The organism is Paraburkholderia tropica (assembly GCF_900109265.1).
GTDB classification, from domain to species: domain Bacteria; phylum Pseudomonadota; class Gammaproteobacteria; order Burkholderiales; family Burkholderiaceae; genus Paraburkholderia; species Paraburkholderia tropica.
In genome coordinates this window covers 91,038-111,998 of record NZ_FNZM01000006.1, presented here as the reverse complement: position 1 = coordinate 111,998, position 20,961 = coordinate 91,038, and the positions used below count along the sequence as shown (strand labels likewise).

General features: G+C 65.8%; 18 protein-coding genes. 7 read left to right on the top strand and 11 right to left on the bottom strand.

Annotated features, from left to right (window positions below; translation table 11 throughout):
- The first annotated feature begins 285 nt into the window (after window positions 1-285).
- The 5 genes from BMY06_RS11255 to BMY06_RS11235 all read left to right on the top strand — a co-directional run bounded on the left by BMY06_RS11255 (window position 286) and on the right by BMY06_RS11235 (window position 6,706).
- On the top strand, window positions 286-1,305 hold the full coding sequence (locus BMY06_RS11255; RefSeq protein ID WP_074983140.1) for an alcohol dehydrogenase: 1,020 nt from the start codon (window positions 286-288) through the stop codon (window positions 1,303-1,305).
- Window positions 1,306-1,590: 285 nt separating this feature from the next.
- Window positions 1,591-2,397: an IclR family transcriptional regulator gene (locus BMY06_RS11250; RefSeq protein WP_074983138.1), complete on the top strand. Its 807-nt coding sequence runs from the start codon at window positions 1,591-1,593 to the stop codon at window positions 2,395-2,397.
- Between the two features lie 358 nt (window positions 2,398-2,755).
- The gene (locus BMY06_RS11245) at window positions 2,756-3,844 is read left to right on the top strand and encodes a phosphotransferase (protein ID WP_074983136.1); all 1,089 of its coding nucleotides are present in this window, start codon (window positions 2,756-2,758) and stop codon (window positions 3,842-3,844) included.
- A gap of 54 nt (window positions 3,845-3,898) precedes the next feature.
- Window positions 3,899-5,116: an acyl-CoA dehydrogenase family protein gene (locus tag BMY06_RS11240; protein ID WP_074983135.1), complete on the top strand. Its 1,218-nt coding sequence runs from the start codon at window positions 3,899-3,901 to the stop codon at window positions 5,114-5,116.
- Between the two features lie 18 nt (window positions 5,117-5,134).
- Window positions 5,135-6,706 (top strand): class I adenylate-forming enzyme family protein, encoded by a 1,572-nt coding sequence (locus BMY06_RS11235; protein WP_074983133.1) that lies wholly within the window; start codon window positions 5,135-5,137, stop codon window positions 6,704-6,706.
- A gap of 27 nt (window positions 6,707-6,733) precedes the next feature.
- Here the strand turns inward: BMY06_RS11235 and BMY06_RS11230 are convergent, their stop codons facing one another.
- From BMY06_RS11230 to BMY06_RS11205, 6 genes are all read right to left on the bottom strand, one after another.
- Window positions 6,734-7,603 (bottom strand): SMP-30/gluconolactonase/LRE family protein, encoded by an 870-nt coding sequence (locus BMY06_RS11230; RefSeq protein WP_074983131.1) that lies wholly within the window; start codon window positions 7,601-7,603, stop codon window positions 6,734-6,736.
- Between the two features lie 98 nt (window positions 7,604-7,701).
- A complete protein-coding gene (locus tag BMY06_RS11225) occupies window positions 7,702-8,877 on the bottom strand; it encodes an ABC transporter substrate-binding protein (RefSeq protein WP_074983129.1) in 1,176 nt (391 codons plus the stop codon).
- A gap of 56 nt (window positions 8,878-8,933) precedes the next feature.
- Window positions 8,934-9,641, bottom strand: coding sequence for an ABC transporter ATP-binding protein (locus BMY06_RS11220; protein WP_065064042.1), 708 nt, complete (start codon window positions 9,639-9,641; stop codon window positions 8,934-8,936).
- Window positions 9,625-10,392, bottom strand: coding sequence for an ABC transporter ATP-binding protein (locus tag BMY06_RS11215; RefSeq protein ID WP_074983128.1), 768 nt, complete (start codon window positions 10,390-10,392; stop codon window positions 9,625-9,627). The genes BMY06_RS11220 and BMY06_RS11215 overlap by 17 nt, the downstream gene beginning before the upstream one ends.
- A complete protein-coding gene (locus BMY06_RS11210; protein WP_065064044.1) occupies window positions 10,385-11,383 on the bottom strand; it encodes a branched-chain amino acid ABC transporter permease in 999 nt (332 codons plus the stop codon). Before BMY06_RS11210 ends, BMY06_RS11215 begins: the two co-directional genes overlap by 8 nt.
- A complete protein-coding gene (locus BMY06_RS11205; RefSeq protein ID WP_065064046.1) occupies window positions 11,380-12,249 on the bottom strand; it encodes a branched-chain amino acid ABC transporter permease in 870 nt (289 codons plus the stop codon). The genes BMY06_RS11210 and BMY06_RS11205 overlap by 4 nt, the downstream gene beginning before the upstream one ends.
- Window positions 12,250-12,541: 292 nt before the next feature.
- Here BMY06_RS11205 and BMY06_RS11200 point away from each other — a divergent pair, with 292 nt between their 5' ends.
- On the top strand, window positions 12,542-13,324 hold the full coding sequence (locus BMY06_RS11200) for an SDR family NAD(P)-dependent oxidoreductase (protein ID WP_065064048.1): 783 nt from the start codon (window positions 12,542-12,544) through the stop codon (window positions 13,322-13,324).
- A 56-nt stretch (window positions 13,325-13,380) separates the two neighbouring features.
- Here the strand turns inward: BMY06_RS11200 and BMY06_RS11195 are convergent, their stop codons facing one another.
- Entirely contained in the window at window positions 13,381-14,478 is a 1,098-nt protein-coding gene (locus BMY06_RS11195; RefSeq protein ID WP_065064050.1) for a porin, read from the bottom strand.
- A 559-nt stretch (window positions 14,479-15,037) separates the two neighbouring features.
- A complete protein-coding gene (locus BMY06_RS11190) occupies window positions 15,038-15,796 on the bottom strand; it encodes an SDR family oxidoreductase (protein ID WP_074983126.1) in 759 nt (252 codons plus the stop codon).
- A 170-nt stretch (window positions 15,797-15,966) separates the two neighbouring features.
- Between BMY06_RS11190 and BMY06_RS11185 the strand changes: the two genes are divergently transcribed.
- On the top strand, window positions 15,967-16,914 hold the full coding sequence (locus tag BMY06_RS11185; RefSeq protein ID WP_074983124.1) for a GlxA family transcriptional regulator: 948 nt from the start codon (window positions 15,967-15,969) through the stop codon (window positions 16,912-16,914).
- Window positions 16,915-16,953: 39 nt separating this feature from the next.
- On the opposite strand, the gene BMY06_RS11180 is transcribed toward BMY06_RS11185, so the two are convergent.
- The 3 genes from BMY06_RS11180 to BMY06_RS11170 all read right to left on the bottom strand — a co-directional run bounded on the left by BMY06_RS11180 (window position 16,954) and on the right by BMY06_RS11170 (window position 20,926).
- On the bottom strand, window positions 16,954-17,883 hold the full coding sequence (locus BMY06_RS11180; RefSeq protein WP_074983122.1) for an HpcH/HpaI aldolase/citrate lyase family protein: 930 nt from the start codon (window positions 17,881-17,883) through the stop codon (window positions 16,954-16,956).
- Window positions 17,880-19,052: a CaiB/BaiF CoA transferase family protein gene (locus BMY06_RS11175; protein WP_065064058.1), complete on the bottom strand. Its 1,173-nt coding sequence runs from the start codon at window positions 19,050-19,052 to the stop codon at window positions 17,880-17,882. Before BMY06_RS11175 ends, BMY06_RS11180 begins: the two co-directional genes overlap by 4 nt.
- A 122-nt stretch (window positions 19,053-19,174) precedes the next feature.
- A complete protein-coding gene (locus BMY06_RS11170) occupies window positions 19,175-20,926 on the bottom strand; it encodes an L-lactate permease (protein ID WP_074983121.1) in 1,752 nt (583 codons plus the stop codon).
- Between the last annotated feature and the right edge of the window lie 35 nt (window positions 20,927-20,961).

Genomic DNA, 20,961 nt, shown 5'->3' with positions numbered 1-20,961 from the left:
CGCAGATGATCGTGTGAATAAATTAATCGGATTCCTGATTAATTGACGGCGCTCCCGCAGCCCTTGGCGAAGTGGTCGTGATCGAACCCTATTCCACTCTCCACGTGGAGATATTTGCTAAATATGGCTTGAATCTGTTCAGCAAGCCGACGCGCGACGCCGTCAAACCGCCAAAAACGCTGCCATGGCGGCCATCCACGCGGCCTGTCACCCTCGATCCGCGTATCCTCGATCACTTGCCAACCGGCACATCGCGGCCATTCCTTCCCGATCGAGGAGCAACGTATGCGAACGATGCAGGCAGTGCAGGTGACGAAAGCGGGCGGTCCGCTCGAACTCGTCGAGCGCGAGGTTCCGGCGCCGTCCGCGGGCCACGTGCTGATCAAGGTGCTGGCGTGTGGTATCTGCCATAGCGATTCGATGACGAAGGACGGACTGTGGCCGGGGCTTGCGTATCCGCGCGTGCCGGGCCACGAAATCGCGGGCGTGATCGAGCAACTTGGCGCGGGCGTCGAGGGCTGGCAACCCGGGCAGCGCGTGGGCGTGGGCTGGCACGGCGGCCATTGCGGCCATTGCGAGCGCTGCCGCCACGGCGACTTCGTGCTGTGCCAGACGGCCCAGGTGCCCGGCATCAGCTACGACGGCGGCTACGCGCAGTACATGGTCGCGCCGCAGGAAGCGCTCGCGCGCATGCCCGACGACCTCTCCGACGTCGACGCCGCGCCGCTGCTTTGCGCCGGCATCACCACCTTCAACGCGCTGCGCAACAGCGGCGCGCGCGCGGGCGACGTGGTGGCGATACTCGGCATCGGCGGCCTCGGTCATCTGGGCGTGCAGTTCGCGCGCAAGATGGGTTTCGTCACCGTGGCCATCGCGCGCGGCCAGGACAAGGCGCCGCTCGCGAAAGAACTCGGCGCGCATCACTACATCGACAGCCAGGCGCAAAACGTCGCCGAAGCCTTGCTCGCGCTCGGCGGCGCACGCGTGATGCTCGCGACGGTCACGAGCGGCAAGGCGATGAGCGCGGCCATCGGCGGTCTCGGGCTGAACGGGAAGCTGATCATGGTGGGCGTGTCCGAGGAGCCCGTCGAGGTGCCGATCACGCAGTTCATCATGGGACGCCATTCGGTGCAGGGCTGGCCTTCGGGCACGGCTGCGGATTCGCAGGAAACGCTCGCATTCAGCGCGATGTCCGGCGTCAAGCCGATGATCGAGGAGTATCCGCTGGAGCGCGCCGCCGAAGCGTACGAGCGCATGATGAGCGGCAAGGCGCGCTTTCGTGTGGTGCTCAAGCCGGCAAGGTAAGCAGGATGACTAAGTAATTTTATGGCGCGGCCGAATGGTTCATGGGGCCGCGCGCCGGATTTTTCCGGCGGCGCGATCCGGCTCGCGCGCCCGCATCACCACCCCGCGCATTGGCTTGTCACCTTCCCGCATCGCATTCCCGCCCGGCCGCCCAGGCCGCCGCCGTACGCCAGGGTTCCCCACCCATTGACGCGCGCCGTCGATCCTGCGATACAGCATATAATTCCGCGAACCCAAAACCGTGCCCGTGCTCGCGGCACGCGCGCCCACTTCATTCTTATCGCAATGTCCGATACCGCGCCGAAGCCGGCTCGCAAAAGCGCCCACAAGGAAGATCGTCATTTCGTGACCGCGCTGGCCCGCGGGCTCGACGTCCTCGCCTGCTTTCGCGGCGGCGACACTTCGCTGACCAATCAGGAAATCGCACAACGCTGCAAGCTGCCGCGCTCGACCGTCTCGCGTCTGACCATGACGCTCACGAAGATCGGCTATCTGATCCACCTCGAAGACACCGGGCGTTATCGGCTCGGCACGGCGTGTCTGGCGCTCGGCAGTTCGATGCTCGCGCGTCTGGATGTGCGCAAGATTGCGCGGCCGATGATGCAGGAACTCTCGGAGTTCTCGGGCGGCACGGTGTCGCTCGGCGTGCGCGACCGGCTCTCGATGCTCTACATCGAAAGCTGCCGCAGCACGGCGGCGCTGGCGCTCACGCTCGACGTGGGTTCGCGCATTCCGTTGGCCACCTCGGCCATCGGGCGCGCGTGGCTCGCGGCCGTGGCGCCGCGCGAACGCGACGACGTCATGGAGCAGATCCGCGAGCTCGACGACGTGGCGTGGCCGCACGTGCGGCGCGGCATCGAGCAGGGCGTGCGCGATCACGAGACGCTGGGCGTGACGTGTTCGTTCGGCGACTGGCAGAAGGATGTGAACGGCATTGCGCGTGCGTTCGAACCGGGCGGCGGCTTGCCGGTGATGGCGATCAACGTGGGCGGTCCGTCGTTTTCGCTCACGTCCGAATTTCTGCTCAATGAGGTGAAGCCGAGGCTGGTGCAGATGATCGGACAAATCGAAGCGGCCGTGGCCGGACGATAAGCACTCAAGCCGGCTGTAAAGAAACGCAAGCGCGACGAGCGGCTTGCGTTTTTTTTTCGTCTGAATCGCGGTCGAATAGTTCGATATCCTGATCAAATTGGAGGCGATAATCTATTTGAAAGGCGCTCGCGCGGAGCCGAGCCGTTCCGCTGTCAACCCATGCCGATTGAATCTCCAGCGCGCTTCGCACTGGGGTTTTTCCCGAGCCAATCGCGCTTCATAGATCTTTACACACCGCTGCCGCACAGGCTAGCATTTCTGCAATGCAGAATTCACACCTGCTTTGCAGAATTTTCATGCGGCGTCAATCGGGCGGATCTGCGTCCCAAAGCGCCGCGGATGGAGGCTGCCCGAACCCATGAGTATCGATCTCCAGTCGAGCTTCAGCGGCACGCGCCCCGTCGCGGACGCGCATGTCTTCGACGTCGCCCGTCTCGCCACATGGATGCGCGAGCATCTGCATGATTTTGCCGGCGGCGTTCACGTCGAACAGTTCAAGGGCGGGCAATCGAATCCCACGTTTCTGCTCGGTGCGGGCGGCGCGCGCTATGTGCTGCGGCGCAAGCCACCTGGCGTGCTGCTGCCGTCTGCGCATGCCGTCGATCGCGAATACCGCGTGATTCGCACGCTCGCACAGACCGACGTGCCGGTCGCGAAAGCCTATGCGCTGTGCGAGGACGCGGCGGTGATCGGCTCGCCCTTCTATCTGATGGAGTACGTGGAGGGCCGTATCTTCTGGGACGCGGCGCTGCCGGGCATGACGCCGCAAGCGCGCGGCGCGATTTACGACGAAATGAATCGCGTGATCGCCGCGTTGCATTCGGTCGATCCCGACGCGATCGGTCTCGGCGATTACGGCCGCGCGGGCAATTACATCGAGCGTCAGGTCGCGCGCTGGACCAAACAATATCGGGCCTCGGAGACGGAGCGCATCGAGGCCGCCGATCACCTCATCGACTGGTTGCCGAAGCATCTTCCGGCGGGCGACGAACGCCGCATCGTGCATGGCGATTACCGGCTCGACAACGTGATTTTCGATGCGCGCGAGCCGCGTATCCTCGCCGTGCTCGACTGGGAATTGTCCACGCTCGGCCATCCGCTCGTCGACTTCGCGTATCACTGCATGATCTGGCATATGGAGGCGGGCGCGCGGCGTGGCCTGATCGGACTCGATCTCGACGCGCTCGGCATTCCCGGGGAAAAAGCCTACTTGCAGCGCTATTTGCAGCGTGCCGCGCGCGTCTCGCGCGACGACGTTTCCGAAGTCGATTGGGGCTATTACCTCGTCTTCAACATGTTCCGGCTCGTGGGCATTCTGCAGGGCGTGATGGCGCGCGCGCTGCAAGGCAACGCGTCGAGTGCGCTCGCACTCGAAACGGGCAAGCGCACGCGTCCGCTCGCGGAGCAGGCGTGGGCGCTCGCGCGCGAAGTCGATGCCATGCGCTAGCGCGGCGCGAGCCTCGCGCGACATTCAACCGGTCAATCCAGCGGAAATCAGCTTATGAACTTCGAACATTCGAGCAAGGTGAAGGATCTCCAGGCGCGGCTCACGGCCTTCATGGATCAGCATGTGTATCCGGCGGAGGAACAGTTCGCGGCCGAAATGGACGCGGCGCGCCGTGCGGGCAATCCGTGGCAGCCCGCGCCCGTGATGGAAAAACTCAAGGACAAGGCGCGCGGTGCGGGACTGTGGAATCTGTTTCTGCCTGCGCACGAATCCGAGGGCGGCCTCACGAATCTGGAATACGCGCCGCTGTGCGAAATCATGGGGCGCTCGGCCATCGGCGCGGAACCGTTCAATTGCTCCGCGCCCGACACGGGCAATATGGAAACGCTGCTGCGCTACGGCAGTGAGCCGCAAAAGCGCGCGTGGCTCGACCCGCTGCTCGACGGCACGATCCGCTCGGGTTTTGCGATGACCGAGCCCGCCGTGGCCTCGTCGGATGCGACCAATATCGAAGCGCGCATCGAGCGTGACGGCGACCATTACGTGATCAACGCGCGCAAATGGTGGACCTCGGGCGCAAATGATCCGCGCTGCAAGATCCTTATTTTCATGGGTAAAACCGATCCGCACGGCGAGAATCGTCATCAGCGCCAGTCGATGGTGCTGGTGCCGCTCGATACGCCCGGCGTCACGGTGCTGCGTCATCTGCCCGTGTTCGGCTACGACGATGCTCCGCACGGTCACGCCGAAGTGCTGTTCGAAAACGTGCGCGTGCCGGTCACGAATGTGCTGCTCGGAGAGGGTCGCGGTTTTGAAATCGCGCAAGGGCGGCTCGGGCCGGGTCGCATTCACCACTGCATGCGATTGATTGGCCGCGCCGAACGCGCGCTCGAAGCCATGTGCAAACGCACCGCGAAACGCACGGCATTTGGCCGCGCGATTGCGGATCAGGGCGTCACGCGCGAGCGCATTGCGAATGCGCGTATTCTCATCGATCAGGCGCGTTTCCTCGTGCTGCACGCGGCATGGAAAATGGACACCGTGGGCAACAAGGCGGCGCGCAAGGAGATCGCGATGATCAAGGTGGCCGCGCCCGCGATGGCCTGCCAGGTGATCGACTGGGCGATTCAGGCGCATGGCGGCGCGGGTGTGAGCGACGATTTCGGTCTCGCGCGCGCCTACGCGAGCGCCCGCACGATCCGCCTCGCGGACGGCCCGGACGAAGTGCATCGCAACGCCATCGCCAAGATGGAACTCGCGAGCTATCTCTGATCAGCGGAGCACCACGACATGACTTCCACAGCAGCGCTCGACCAGCCGCCGTTCGAAAGCATCGGCGAGCAGATCCGCAGATGGGCGCGCGAGCAGGGCGATCACGCGGCGCTCGTTTGCGACGGCACGGTTTATAGCTACGCCGAATTCGACGCGATGATCGATCAGTGCGCGAGCGCCTTGCAGCGCGACGGCGTGAAGCCCGAAGACGTGGTGGCGATCTGCGCGAACGCGTCGCCGTGGTACGCGGCAGTGTTTCTCGGCGCGTTGCGCGCGGGCGCGGCGGTCGCGCCGCTGTCGCCGGCTTCGCATCCGGACAGCCTCGCGGGCATGATCGAGAATGCCGGCGCGCGCGTGCTATTTCTCGATGAGCCGGTGCAGCGCGCGCTGGACGGCGCGGCGAAAGCGCCGGCCGTGCGCCGCGTGAGGCTCGACGCACAGACCGGGAACGCGGCGTTCACGAGCCTCGACGCATGGCTCGCCCCGCGTGGCCAGGCACCGCGCGACGTGCGCATCGAGCCGCAGTGGGCATTCAACATCATCTATTCGTCGGGCACGACGGGCATGCCGAAGGGCATCGTACAGTCGCACGCCATGCGCTTCGCTTATGCGCTGCGCAGCGTCTCGCGCGGTTATGGTCCCGAAGCCGTTACGCTGATTTCCACGCCGCTCTATTCGAATACCACACTTGTGAGTTTCTTTCCGACCTTCGCGCTGGGCGGCACCGTCGTGCTGATGCCGAGGTTCGAGACGAAGCGTTACCTCGAACTCGCGCAGCAGCATCGCGCGACGCACACGATGCTGGTGCCGGTTCAATATCAGCGCCTGCTCGCGGAACCGGAATTCGATCGCTACGATCTCTCGAGTTTTATTTCGAAGTCCTGCACGAGTGCACCGTTCAATGCCGCGCTCAAAGCCGACGTGGTGCGGCGCTGGCCCGGCAGTCTCACCGAGTTTTACGGCATGACGGAAGGCGGCGCGTCGTGCGAGCTGTGTGCGGACGAGTTTCCCGCCAAGCTGCATACGGTCGGCAAGCCCATGCCTGGGCACGAAATGCGTTTGATCGACGCGGCGGGCGAGGAGTTGCCGCCGGGCAGCATCGGCGAAATCGTGGGGCGCTCGCCGACCATGATGACGGGCTACTATCGCCAGCCGGAGAAGACCGCTGAAGCCGAATGGCACGACCGCGACGGGCAGCGTTTCATTCGCACCGGCGATATCGGCCGCTTCGACGAGGACGGTTTTCTCGTGCTCATGGACCGCAAGAAGGACATGATTATTTCGGGCGGCTTCAATATCTATCCGAGCGATCTGGAGCAGGTGCTGCTCGGCCATCCGGCGGTGATGGAAGCGGCGGTGGTCGGCGTGAGTTCGCAGCGTTGGGGCGAAACGCCTGTCGCTTTCGTTACGCGGCGTGAAGGCAGTGGCGATGGCGCGACATCGGACGCCATCGCCGCGTGGGCCAACGAGCGCCTTGGCAAGATGCAGCGGCTTGCCGAAGTGGTGGTGGTCGAGGCGCTGCCGCGTAGCGCGATCGGCAAGGTGCTCAAGCGCGAGTTGCGCGATACGTTCGGGACGTCCGCGCATTGAGCGTTCGAGGGTTTGCGTAAGCCGCGCTCAGGGCAAGCCGGCGTGCGGCACGTCCACGCGCACGGCGAGGATGCGGCCCGCGCGTCGCGCGCCGTTCTCGGCGCCGATGCCGGGCGCGGCGCACAGAAACAGCGTGTGGCCGTCCTCGCCGCCGAGCGTGCACGCGTAGCATTGCTCGTCGCCCATCGCAATGCTGTCGACGATGCCCGCGCCTTCTTTCATGCGCAGCACGCGATTGCCGCGTGCGTCCGCCACCCACACCGCGCCTTCGGCATCGAGGCAGAGACCATCGGGATAGCTGCCGGCAAGGTCCGCGAACACGCGGCGGCGTGACAGCGCACCGTTGCCTTCCACATCGACATCGAATGCGCTGATGCGCTGCCCGAACGTTTCCGCGACGATCAGCGTGCGGCCATCGGGCGTGAGCGCCATGCCGTTCGGAAAGCGCAATTCGCGCGCGGCCACGCGCACGCTGCCGTCGGGTAGCACGCAGAGCAGATCGGTGGCGCGCTCCGGTTCGTCTGCATAGAGATTGAAGCCGAAATTGCCCACATAGGCGCGCCCGGCCGGATCGACGAGCATGTCGTTGCACGGGCCCGGCACGTACTTCGAGAGATTGGCGTAGACGCGCGTCGCGCCGTTATCGTTGCCGTTTTCTATCGCCAGTACGGTGCAATCGTGCATCGATACGGCCAGCATCGTGCCATCCGGCAGCCAGCCGAGTCCGCTTGGCGAATGCGGCACATGTGCCACCGATTCGAGCCGGCCGCTCGCGTCGGCGCACAGCACTTCGTGGCGAAAGAAATCGGAAAACCACAGCTTGCCCGCGTGCCAGCGCGGCGCTTCGGCAAAACACAGTCCTTCGACGAATACCTCGGGCGTTCTGGTGTGCGTCATGGAATCCTCGCGAGAAAAAAAACCGGCGCCGCGCTTGCGCGACGGCGCCGTTGCTTCATGCCGGTCGATTCAGTTCAAGGCGATGCGGTTCAATGCGATCACTTCGCCGAAGCGACCGAGTCGGGCAGCGCCTTGATGTTGCCGTTCTCGACCACGGCCACCACGGCTCGGCCCATCGTGATGCCGCCGCGCGCATCGACGCCGGTGAGGCCATGCGGATTGTTCTGCGGCGAGAGCGATTTCAGCGCCTGATCGTAGGCCTTGCGGATCGCGGCGGCGTCGGTCGTCGTGCCCGCGATCTTCATCGCCTGCGCGGTCGCCCACACGGCGGTGTAGTTCAGCGACGCTTCCTGCGTCGGCAGACGGCCCGCATGCGTCTTCGTGAAGCGCGCGACAAAGGACTTGGCGTCGGGCGAGGGATCGTCGCCGATCGGCATCACGCCAATCGAGCCTTCGAGCGCGCCGTAGCCGCCCGCGATCTTTGCGACTTCGTCGAGCTTGGCCTGGTCCATCACCGCGAAGCCGCCCTTGAAGCCGAGTTCGCGCGCCTGGCGAATGATCAGGCCCGTAGGTTCGGACGGGCCGCCCACGAAGATGACCTTGGGCTTCGCGGCCAGCACGCGGCTCACGCCGCTGTAGAAGTCGGTGGCGCGGTTGTACGAGAGCGGATTGTCGGCGACGACCTTGCCGCCCGCGGCTTCCCACGCGGGCTTGAATGCCGCCGTCCATGCCTTGCCGTAATCGGTGTCGGTGCTCGCGATGGCCACTTCCTTGCCGTACTTGCTCATCTCGTACTTCACGAAAGCAGGCGTGTACGAAGTGAATTCCGGCGGGATGCGGATCGTCAGCGGATTGCCGCGCGCGGCGAGCTGCGGCACGCTCGTGTAGGCGAGCAACAGGAGATTCTGCTGCGCGTTGATCGTCTGAACGGCGTAACAACCGCCCGAGTGCGGCACCAGCACGACCGGCGCGCTGTATTCCTGCGAAAGACGGCGCGCGTTGATGGCCGTTTCGCTCGGGTTGTACTGGTCGTCGAGCGCGACCACGTCGACCTTCACTTTCTTGCCGCCCACGACGAGCCCGGCCTGATTGATTTCGGCCACCGCCATCTGCATGCCTTCGAGCACGTTCTGCCCGTATTTGGCGGCGCCGCCGCTGAGCGGCCCCGAAAAGCCGATATGCACGGTGCTCTCCTGCGCCATCACGGGCGAGGCGACGATGAGCGAGGCGGCAAAGGTGGCGGAAAGCGCGAGGCACAGCTGCTTGACGATCATGTACGTGTCCTTGAGGGAGGGGCTATCGTTGAATGCGCGGGGCGAGCGTCGCGGCCTTATCCGCCCACATAGGCGCGGCGCACGGCTTCGTTGCCCGCAAGACTGTCGTAGTCGCCTTCGAGCACGATGCGGCCCGACTCCACGACGTAAGCGCGATGCGCGATCTTCAGCGCCGCGTGCGCGTTCTGCTCCGCGAGCAGCACCGTGGTGCCCGCGCGATTGATGCGCTGGATCACCTCGAAAGTCTGCTTGACGACGAGCGGCGCGAGGCCGAGCGAGGGTTCGTCGAGCAGCAGCACGCGCGGACGGCTCATCAGCGCGCGGCCGATGGCGACCATCTGTTGCTGACCGCCGCTCAGCGCGCCGGCCGGATCGTCCTTGCGTTTGACGAGATCGGGAAAGAGGCCGAATACGTCGTCGAGCCGCGTGCGATTGCCCGCGCGGTCGCGCCGATGCGGATACGCGCCGAGCATCAGATTCTTCAGCACCGAGAGCGCGGGAAACAGCTTGCGTCCCTCGGGGCAGTGGATCACGCCCGCGCGCACCACCTCGGCGGGACGCTTGCCGACGAGGTCGACGTCCTTGAGCCGGATACGCCCGGCGCTCGCGCGCGTGAGCGCACTGGCCGCGCGAAAGATCGAACTTTTGCCCGCGCCGTTCGCGCCGAGCAGCACCACGAGTTCGCCTTCGTCGGCGCGCAGATTGATGCCGTGCAGCGCGCGAAAGCTGCCGTAGTCGAGGCTCACGTCATTGAACGTCAGCATGGTCGCTCCCGAGATAGGCGTCGATCACCGCCTGGTTCTTGCGGATTTCGTCGGGCGTGCCCTCGGCGATTTTTTCGCCGTGGTCGAGCACCATGATCTTGTCCGCGAGATTCATGATCATGCTCATCTTGTGTTCGACGAGGCACACCGTCATGCCGCGCCGCGCGATCTTGCGGATCAGCGCCGCGAGGCCGTCGGTCTCCTCGGGATTCACGCCGCCCGCCGGTTCGTCGAGCAGCAGCACGGTCGGGTCGGTGGCCAGCGCGAGCGCAATCGCCACGCGCTTGCGCTCCTCCTGCGTGATAGCGCCCGCGGGCTTCGTTTCCAGATGCGCGAGTCCCACGAAGTCGAGCGATTCGCGCGCCTTGTCGCGGCACAGGCGTTCCTCGTGCTTGCAACGCGCGGTGCGCAGCAGGGCGTCCCAGAGATTCGAACGCGTGCGCAGACGGTGGCCCACGATCAGGTTCTCGAGCACCGAAGCCGTCTCGAACAGCGCGGTCGCCTGAAACGTGCGCGCCACGCCGAGCCGCGCCATCTGATCGGCGCGCAGGCCGGTGACGTCCTGACCGCGCAGCTTGATGCTGCCCGTGCTCGGCCGGTACATGCCGCTGATCAGATTGAAGAACGTGGTCTTGCCCGCGCCGTTCGGACCGATGATCGCGTTGATGCGGGCTTCGTCGATGCGCGTGCTGACGTCGCTGACCGCAGTCAGACCGCCGAAGTGTTTCGAGAGCGAAGCGATTTCAAGCATGGCCGTCTCCGCTGGACGTGGCGCGGCGCGTTCGCGCGGGCGCAACATCGCGCGTGGCGAGGCGGCTGCGCACGCTCTGATAAAGACCGACGAGACCGCGCGGCAGGAAGATCAGCAGCACGATCAGCAAGGGGCCGAAGACGAGAAAGCGATAGTCCTGCATGAACTGCAGCGACTGCGTGAGCCACGGCAGCGCAATCGCGCCGAGCAGCGGACCGGCCAGCGTGCCGATGCCGCCGACCACCACGTACATCGTCATGTCGAAGGTATGGCCGATGTTGGCGAGATCGGGGCCGAGAAAACGCACGAAGCCCGCATAGAGGCCGCCCGCGATGCCCGCATAGAACGTCGAAATCAGGAACGCGAGCATCTTGTTGCGCATGAGGTCGATGCCGAGCGCCTGCGCGAGATGCTCGCTGTTGCGGATCGCCACGAAGGTATGGCCCACGAGTGAATTGACGATGCGGTGCATGATCCACATGCCCGCGGCGAGAAACGCGAACGTGAGGTAATAGAGCGCGCGCGGACTCTCGAAGGAGATCGAGCCGATCGAAGGCGGCGCGGCGATGCCGATGATGCCCACCACGCCGTGCGTGAGGCTGTCCCATTTCTCGATCGCGAGAAAGATGATGTAGCCCACGCAGAGCGTGAAGATCGCGAAGTAGTTGCCTTTCAGGCGCAGCGAAACGAGGCCGACGAAAAAGCCCAGCACGACGCTTACCACGCCCGCGAGTGCGAACGCGATCCAGAACGGCACCTGGTAATCCACGGTGAGAATGCCCACCGTGTACGCGCCCACCGCCATGAAGCCGCCGTGCGCGAGATTGAACTGGCCGGTGTAGCCGGTGAGCAGATTCAGGCCGATCGTCGCGAGCGCGAAGATGAAGGCCGTCGACATGACCGTGAGCGAATAATCGGAGCGCACGAGAAACGGCAGGGCGAGGCCGATCACGAACAGCGCGAGCCAGCCCAGATTGCGCGTAGGCATCATGATGCGCGCATCTCCCTCGAAAAGAGCCCTTGCGGGCGCAGCGACAGGATCGCCACGAGCAGGACGAATGCAATCAGGTCCTGGTAATCGGGCGAGACGTAGAAGGCGCTGAAGCTTTCCGCGAGCCCGATGATCAGGCCGCCCACGACGGCGCCGGGCACGCTGCCCATGCCGCCGAGAATGATGATCACGAAGGCTTTCAGGATCACTAACTGACCCATCGCCGGATAGATCAGGTTGATGGGCGCGTAGAGCGCGGCGGCCACGGCGGCCAGCACGCCCGAGAGCGCGAAGGTGGCCATGCCCACCTTGCGCGGATCGATGCCCATGAGCGCGGCGCCTTCGCGGTTCTGCGCCACGGCGAGGATGGTCGAGCCGGCCACGGTGTGATGCAGGAACAGTTGCAGCGCGAGCACGAGGCCGAATGCGCCCGCGATGATCAGGAGACGCTGGATGGGCGCGATCACGCCGCCCCATTCGAGCACGCCGGGCCACGGCGGCGACATGCGATGAAAGTCGGTGCCCCAGAGCGCCTGCGCGCCCGCTTCGAGAAACAGCATGAGGCCGATGGCGGCGATCATCGGCGCGAGTTCGGGCGCGTTGCGCAGCGGATGAAAGACGAGGCGTTCCGCGAGCACGGCGAGCACGCCCACGCAGAGCGCGGCGACCACCATGGCGCTCCAGTAGCCGAGGCCGAAGTGCGTCGTGAGGAAGAAGGCCGCGAAGGCGCCGACCATGTAGAACGCGCCGTGCGCGAAGTTGGGCACGGCCATGATGCCGTACACGAGCGTGAGGCCCAGCGCGACGAGGCTGTAGATGCCTCCGAGCGTCAAACCGTTGAGCACCTGCTGCAAAAACAGATCCACCGTGACCTCCGTGTGCGTCGATCGCCAGCACTTCGTGAGCGCTCATTTGGCAATGAATTCTGCAATGCAGTCAGCCTGGGGAAACTACCAGACCGCTTCGCAAAGCGTGCTGATTTGCCGGATTGCTATCTCTAATAGATAAATTCTGCGATACCGCATCGTAAAAACAAGCGTGATTCGCCCGATTGACGCTCATGGTTCATCTCTATAAATTCTGCAATGCAGACGTAAATTCTGCATTTCGGGCAATTCAGAACAAACCGGTAACGCTCACATCGAGAGGTGAAGAACGATGCGATTCAAGGACAAGGTGGCCCTCGTGACCGGCGCAGCCAGCGGAATCGGGCGCGCGACGGCACAACGGCTGTATGACGAAGGCGCGTGCGTCGCGCTCGTCGACTGGAACCGCGACGCGCTCGCCGAGGCCGCCGCGCAGTTCGACGCGGCGCGCGTCTGGCACGGCGCGCTCGACGTCGCGCGCGAGGACGAGGTGGCCGCGTGCGTCGCGCAGGTGCGCGAGCGTTTCGGCGAAATCGACGCGCTCTGCAATATCGCGGGCATCGCGGGCGGCGATTATTCGATCATCGCCGAAACCGATACGGCGGTATGGCAACAGATCCTCGGCGTCAATCTCATGGGCGTCGTGCATTTCACCAAATGGACCTCGCAGGCGATGATCGCGCGCGGGCAAGGGGCGATCGTCAATGTGGCGTCGGTGGCCGGCGTGCGCTCGGGCGCGGGCGGTAATGCCTATAGCGCTTCGAAGGCCGCCGTCATCAACCTCACGATGACGAGCGCCTGCGATCTCGCGCCGTGGGCGATCCGCGTGAACGCGGTCTGCCCCGGCCTGATCGAGACCGGCATGACCGCGCCCGTGTTCGACCGCGCACGCGAGCTCAACAAGATCGATCGGCTCGGCTACCGTTGCGAGCTGCGCCGTCCAGGCCGCGCGGCCGAAGTGGCCGCGGCGATTGCGTTTCTCGCCAGCGACGACGCCAGCTATATCACCGGCCAGGCGCTGCCCGTCGACGGCGGCAACACGGCTTCGCTGAATCTGCCCGGCATGAAAGTCTGAGCGCTGCGCGGGGTCTCGAAGCGCGCTCCGCGATGCGTTCGCGGAGCGCGCCGCGATCAGAACATATGGCGGATGCCGATGCTCGTGCCGACGGTCGAGCCGGTCACTTCGTTGAGCGCATTGTTGATCGACAGGCCCGTGTGCATGTTGCCGTGATTGTTCACGTAGCCCACCTGGCCGTAGAGCGTGGTGCGCTTCGAGAGGAAATACTGCACGCCGGTCGCGGCGAGAAGCGAATGATTCGAGCCTTCGTTGCCGTCGTGCGTGTACCAGACGCCCGCGTTGACGCTCAGGTACGGCGTGAAGAAGTAGCTCGCGCCGCCAGAGTACACGCTGTTGCTGAAGGAGCCCGCGACCTTGTAGAGCGCATAGGACGCGTACACGCTGAGGCTGTTTTCGAAACGGTAGCTCGCGCCGAGCGTGCGGCCCACGAATTCGACGGTGCTGGGCACCGGCGTGCTGGTCGCGCTGCCGCCCGCGTTGCCGTTGTAGAGCGCACCGGTCAGCGTGAGGCCGCCGAGGTGATAGCGCAGGCTCGCCGAATACTGGCGGCCCGCCTGGAAGTCGCCCGCCGTGCCGCCGAGCGCGAGCATGCCGGCCGCTTGCAGGCCGTAGATTTCCGGCGAGGTGTAGGTCAGCGAATTGCTGTTGAACAGACCCGTGACGTAGACGTTGTTCACGTAGCTCACGAGGCCGCTGCCGAAATACGACATGCCGCGCGGGTCGGTGTCGTAAAGCGAGAGGAAGAACGGCGAGAATTGCAGACCGGCCTTGACCGTGCCGTACGCGCTGCTCATGCCGACCCACGCCTGGCGTCCAAACATGTTGCCGTTCGAATTGTCGAAGCCGCCGTTGGCCACGCTGATGCCGCTCTCAAGGGTGAAGATCGCGCGCATGCCGCCGCCCAGATCCTCGGTGCCGCGCAAGCCGAAGCTCGATCCCGTCATGCCGCTGTCGGTGAAGGAGAACTGGTGACCCGCGTTTTGCCCCGTCGTCGTGTTGAGCGTATGGCTCGTGTAAAGCAGCGACCCGTCGACGATACCGTACAGCGTCACGCTGCTCTGCGCCTGCGCGGCGCCCGCCACACCCAGCAGACCCGTGGCCGCGACCCCGGTCGCAAGCAGTTTTTTGCGTAGCGTATTGCGTTTGGACATTTTGGAATCCTGATTGTCTGAATGGATTTGGGATGCGGCAAAACAGCGGGATTCGAACGACTTCTTTCGCGGTACGTCAGGGCACACGGACGCGGCGTGCGAACGCCGTCCATGCGCGTGGCGGTGGATGCCCGTGGGGGCGCCGCCGGCGATGCGTCACGCGGACGCCATCACGGGGATTGTTGCGGTGAAGCGGGAAGGGATGCCGTGCGGGCGAGGCCAGTTGAGCGGGCGCGATCGTGTCGGCGCGGCGCGAAACTGTGGCGGATTGCAGGTTGATGCAGCTGCTCGTTCACCGATTGCCTCTCCGTAAACCCGATGGGCTTGCAACGTCATCCACAGGGATGTCAGACGTGATTATTTTTGTACGGTCGTACGGAAAGTGTCACCCTGGGGGAAACGTGGGGTGCGTTGCGGCAAAGGCGAAAGATGCGGTAAGGCGGGGGCGATGGCGGGGTGTTGGTGGGGTGATTGATGCGCCGCGCGCGCTGATCGGCGAGTTGATCGACGTCGCTTTTTGACGTGATTTTCGTCGTGCGCGCGCGGTGCGGAACCGTTTTTAAACCGGCAGCGGGTCGTCCACCACGGCCTGATTGAACTGCGCGATGAAGCCGTGTTCGTTCACGCCGGGGTTCGCGCGGAACGCCTTCGCGGACTCCACCAGCACTTCGGTTTGCGCCTCGGGCAGCGCGGCCAGCGTTTCGGCGATGAAGGCGTCGAGCGGCATCGCGCGCGGGTCGCCGCTCTTGCGGATCAAGTCGGTGTCCACCCACGGCGGCGCGATTTCGAGCACGCGCACGCTGGTGTCGCGCAGCATGAAGCGCTGCGAGAGCGTGTACGAATGGATTGCCGCCTTGGTCGCCGAATAGAGCGCCGTGGCCGCGAGCGGCACGTAGGCGAGCACCGAACTGTTGTTGATGATGGTCGCCTCGCGCTGCTGCTTGAGATGCTCGATGAAGGCGGCGCTCACGCGCACCGGGCCGAGCAGATTGGTCTCGATCATGCGCACGGCCTGGGCGTCGTCGAGCGCGCCGCCCGCGTCGTCGAACGGCATGATGCCCGCGTTGTTGATCACCACGTTCAGCGACGGATGGCGCGCGATCACCTGCTGCGCCACGGCGCGGATCTGCGCGGCGTCGTTGATGTCGAGCTGCACGGTGTCGATGCCCGGGTTCGCGCGCGCCACCTCGTCGAGCAGCGCCTGGCGGCGACCCGCGATGATGACCTGGTTGCCGAGCCGATGGAACGCTTCGGCGAGACCGCGTCCGATGCCCGAGGTGCCCCCCGTGATGAAGATCGTGTTGCCGGTGGTTTTCATGATCGTCTTTCCTTGTCGGATGAAGTTGGAGCCAGCGCGCTGTCGAACCCGTCCCATGGCGCGATGTCTTGCTGCCATTCTGGTCCGGATTGACCGTGGCCGAAATGACGTATAGGGTAGTGATTCAGGACATCAGAAAAAAACCACGGCCATACGGCGAGGAGCGGGTCATGCATCGCATCGGTTATCTGCTGTGCGACGGTTTTCAGGTCATGGCGATCGCCACGCAGACCGTTTTCGAATTCGCGAACGAAGCGGCCGGCAACGCGTTCTACACGTTAGAAAACTATTCGATCGCGGGCGGCGAAGTGCGCTCGTCGTTGGGCATGAGCGTGCGCACGCTGCCCGCGCCGCCGCGCCGGCAGATGGATACGTGGATGGTGGCGGGCGTGATCGATCCGGTCGCCATGCCGGCCTCGGAGGAGGCGCTCGCGTATCTGCGCCGCGCGAGCACGCGCGCGCGGCGCGTGGCGGGCATCTGTACGGGCGGCTTCGTGCTGGCCGAGGCGGGCTTGCTCGACGGGCGCCGCGCCACCACGCACTGGGCGATCGCGCGCGAGATGCAGGCGCGCCATCCGGCGGTGCGCGTGGAAGAAGACCGCATCTATATCGTCGATGGCACGGTGTGGACCTCGGCGGGCATGACGGCCGGTCTCGATCTCGCGCTCGCGATGGTGGAGAAGGATCTGGGCGCGGACGTGGCGCGCTCGGTCGCGCACAAGCTCGTGATGCATCAGCGCCGCTCGGGCGGGCAGTCGCAGCATTCGGAAATGCTCGACCTCGCGCCCAAATCGGACCGCATTCAAAACGCGCTGGATTATGCGCGGCGCAATCTCGGCTCGCCGCTGACGGTGGAGACGCTGGCCGAGGCCGTGCATCTGAGCCCGCGTCAGTTCAGCCGCGTGTTCACCGCGGAAACGGGGCAGTCGCCCGCGCGCGCGATCGAGGGATTACGGCTCGAAGCGGCGCGATTGATGATCGAGCAGAGCGCGCATCCGCTCGATACGATTGCTCGCGAAACCGGCTTCCGCGACCGGCGCCATATGCGCGAGGCGTTCATGCGCGGTTTCGGCGTGCCGCCGCAGGCGGTGCGGCGCGAGGCGCGCGCGGCGGGGTGAGGCCATGAAGCGGCGCGGCGAACGCGTGCCGCCGGTGCGTCAGGCGTCCGCCATCGCCAGCACGCGTTGCGCCATGCGCACGTTGGCGAAATCGACGAGCTTGCCGTCGAGCGAGACCGCCGCGAGCCCGGCGGCTTGCGCCGCCTCCAGCGCTTCGATCGTGCGCCGCGCGTCGCGCACTTCGTCGTCGGTCGGCGAGAAGGCGGCGCGGGTCGGGTCGATCTGCGAAGGATGAATCACCTGCTTGCCGTCGTAACCCATTGCGGCGGCCTTCAATGCCCACGCGCGCGTGAGCACGGCGTCGCGGAACGCGCCGCACGGACCGTCGATGGCGCGCAGGCCGAAGGCGCGCGCGGCCACCAGCAGACGCATCATCGGATAGGTCCAGAGATCGAGCGCGGTCGTGCTGTAGTGGCCGTCGTCGGTCTTCTCGGTGTGCGCGTAGCCCGCGTGCGCGCCGCCGATCTCCACCGTGCGCGCGCCGATCGACGCCGCGAAATCGCCCACGCCGAAATGCAGCGCCACGAGCCGTTCGCTCGACGCGGCAATGTCGTCGACGCAGACGAGACCGCGCGCCGTTTCAATCAGCGCTTCGATGGCGAGGGGGCGATGTTCGGCGGCGCGCTCGCGCAGCCGCCGCTCGACTTCGTGCACCGTCGCGATGTTTTCCACCTTCGGCACGAGCACTGCATCGAGGCGGGCGGCGTCGCGCACGAGCGTGTCCACTTCGTGCACGGCGATACCGTGCGCCGTCGTGTTGATGCGCACCGACACCCACTTGCCCTGCCAGTCGAGCGTGTTGAGCGCCTGCACCGCGCCGTCGAGCGCTTCGCGTTTCTTGTCGAGCGGCACGGCATCTTCGAGATCGATAAACACCGCGTCCGCCGCGCTCGCCGCCGCCGATTGCAGCATGTTTTGCCGATGCCCCGGCACCGCGAGCACGGTGCGCGTCACGCGCGGCGCGTTCATGCTTCGCTCCGTTGCGCGGCGCGTTCGGCAAGCTCCGCGAGAATGGATTCGGTGTGCTCGCCCACGGCGGGCACCGGACCCATCACGGGCTCCACGCCCGCGATCGTCACGGCGGGCAGGAACATGTCCATCGCGCCGCGCTCGGTGTCCACGCTGCGATAACGATCGCGCTCGACGAGTTGCGGGTGCTCCAGCAGCGCCTCCACGTCGTTCATCTTGCCGTTGGCGATCGCGGCGCGGTCGAGCCGCGCGAGCACTTCGTCGCTCGTCCACGCGGCGAAGCGTTCGGTGATGCCGCGTTCGAGCGCGTCGCGATTCGCGAGGCGCAGCGAATTCGTCACGTAGCGCGGATCGGTCGCGACGCTCGCGTCGCCGAGCACGACCTCGCAGAAGCTGCGCCATTCGCGTTCGTTCTGCACGCCGAAGAACACCGTCTTGCCGTCGCCGGCCGCGAACGGTCCGTACGGCGCGATGGTCGCGTGGCGCGCGCCGCTGCGCGGCACGGGTTCGCCGCGTCCGCGCGTGTAGTAGGCGGGGTAGCTCATCCACTCGGTCATCGCGTCGAACAGCGAGACTTCGAACGCCATGCCGCGGCCCGTGCGCGCGCGCTGATGCAGGCCCATCAGGATACCGTTGAGCGTGTACATGCCGGTGGCGATGTCGGCGATCGCGAGGCCGCATTTCGAGGGCGTCTCGGGCGTGCCGTTGATCGAGAGGAAGCCGGTTTCGCACTGCACGAGCAGGTCGTAGGCCTTCTTGCTGCTGTACGGGCCGCCGCTGCCGTAGCCTGAAATATCGCAGGCGATCAGGCGCGGGAAGCGCTCGACCAGCGACTTCGCGTCGAGGCCCTGACGCTTCGCCGCGCCCGGCGCGAGGTTCTGGATAAACACGTCGGCGCGCGCGAGCAGCGCTTCGAGCGTCTCCTGACCTTGCTCGTCCTTGATGTCGAGCGCGAGGCTCTCTTTCGAGCGGTTGGTCCAGACGAACTGGCTCGACAGCCCGTCCATCGCGGTGTCGTAGCCGCGCGCGAAATCGCCCGCGCCCGGACGCTCGATCTTGATGACGCGCGCTCCCCAGTCGGCGAGATGGCGGCTGGCGAGCGGCGCGGCGATAGCCTGTTCGATCGAGACGACCGTGATGTCGGCGAGCGGGAGAGCGGAGTTATGCATGACGTCGGGTTTCCTTGCTAGTGTGCGGCGCGGCGGCTTGCGCATCGATGAATCATGCGGGCCGCGCGACGCGAAATACGGGTCTGGCTATACAGCGTGAAAATGACTTGCGACAACGTGCGTTACGGCACCATCCAGCCGAGCAGCGGCGTGGACTGCGCCCAGACGAGCAGGCTCAGCGCCGCGATCATCAGCACGGTCCAGCCCGCGACGCGGCGAAACAGCATGCCCTCGCGGCCGACGAGGCCCACCGCGACCGCGCCCACGGCGAGGTTCTGCGGCGAGATCGCCTTGCCGACCACGCCGCCCGAGGTGTTCGCGGCGGTGAGCAGAATGTCGGAGAGGCCGGTGTGATGCGCGGTCGTCAACTGGAGCATGCCGAACAGCGCGTTGGCCGAGGTGTCGGAGCCCGTGAGCGCGGTCGCGAACCAGCCGAGCACCGGCGAAACCGGCGCGAAGGCGGTGCCGGCGCGCGCGGCCCAGATGCCGAGCGTCACGATCTGCCCGGAGAGATTCATGATGTACGCGACGCCCACGACGCAGCAGACCGTGAACACGGCCCAGCGCAGTTCGTGCAGATTCTTCACATACGCGCGGGCGGCGGTGCGCACGTCGAGCTTGAGCAGCGGCACCGAGAGCGCGCCCGCGATCAGCACGATCGAGCCGGCGGACAGCAGCCATTCGAATTTCGCGTTGACGGCGGACACGGCCGCGCCTTTCGGATCGACGACATGCAGGCCGGGCCACGCGAACGCCGAGGTCAGCGCGCCCATCGCGTGTGCCACGAAACCGATCTGCGTGGCGGCGACGACGAGAATCACGGCGGCGTAGGGCGCGAGCGCGCGCAGCACTTCGGCGGTGGAGTCGCGCGGGGTGTCGGCGAAAGCGTGACGTTGCGTATGTCCTTGCGTCGTGTGTTGCGCGGCGGATTCGAACGACGCGCCGCCGCCCGTCATCGGCATGGCGAGCGCGCCGCCTTGCAGGCCCGCGCCACGTGCGTCGCGCGCTTCATGCGCGGGTTGCGCGCCGCCACCGGCCGCGGCGAGATCGCTGCGCAGCACCGCCGGCGACCACAGACGCAGAAACGCGATCGATGCGCCCGCGCAGAACAGCGCCGCGACGATATCGACGAGTTCGACTGGCAGCGCCATCGAGCCCGCGAACTGCGCGAACGCGAAAGCAAAACCGGCGACTGCGGCGAGTGGCCAGACTTCCTTGAGTCCGCGCCGGCCGTCGAGAATGAACACGAGCATGAGCGGAATGAACAGCGAAAGCAGCGGCGCCTGGCGTCCGACCATCACGCTGATGTCGTGCACCGGCAGGCGCGTGATCTTGGCGAGCACGGTGATCGGCAGGCCGAGCGCGCCGAACGCGACCGGGCTGGTGTCGGCGAGCAGGCAGACGGTCGCGGCCTTGATCGGCTCCACGCCGAGCGAGATCAGCAGCACGGCGCAGATCGCGACCGGCGCGCCGCCGCCCGCGAGTGCTTCGAGCAGCGCGCCGAAGCAGAACGCGATCAGCACGGCCTGCACGCGCTGATCGGGGCTCACATGGGCGAGTGCGCGGCGCAGCACGTCGGCGTGGCCGCTCGCCTGGGTGAGCTTGAACAGCCAGATCGCGTTGATGCCGATCCAGATGATCGGGAAGAAACCGATGGCCGCGCCTTCGAGCGCGCCGCTCACGACCTGGCCGCCGGGCATGCCGTAGACGAACGCGGCCACGATCATCGAAACGATCAGCGAGGCGAGCGCGGCCCAGCGCGCGGGCAGGCGCAGCACGCCGAGCAGCACGAACAGGGTCAGGAGCGGGAGGGCCGCGAACGCGGCGGAAGCCGCGACGGAATGCGCGACCGGATCGAATATCTGGGTGTACATGCGTCTCCTTCGAACGCCTCACGGACGTTTTCTAT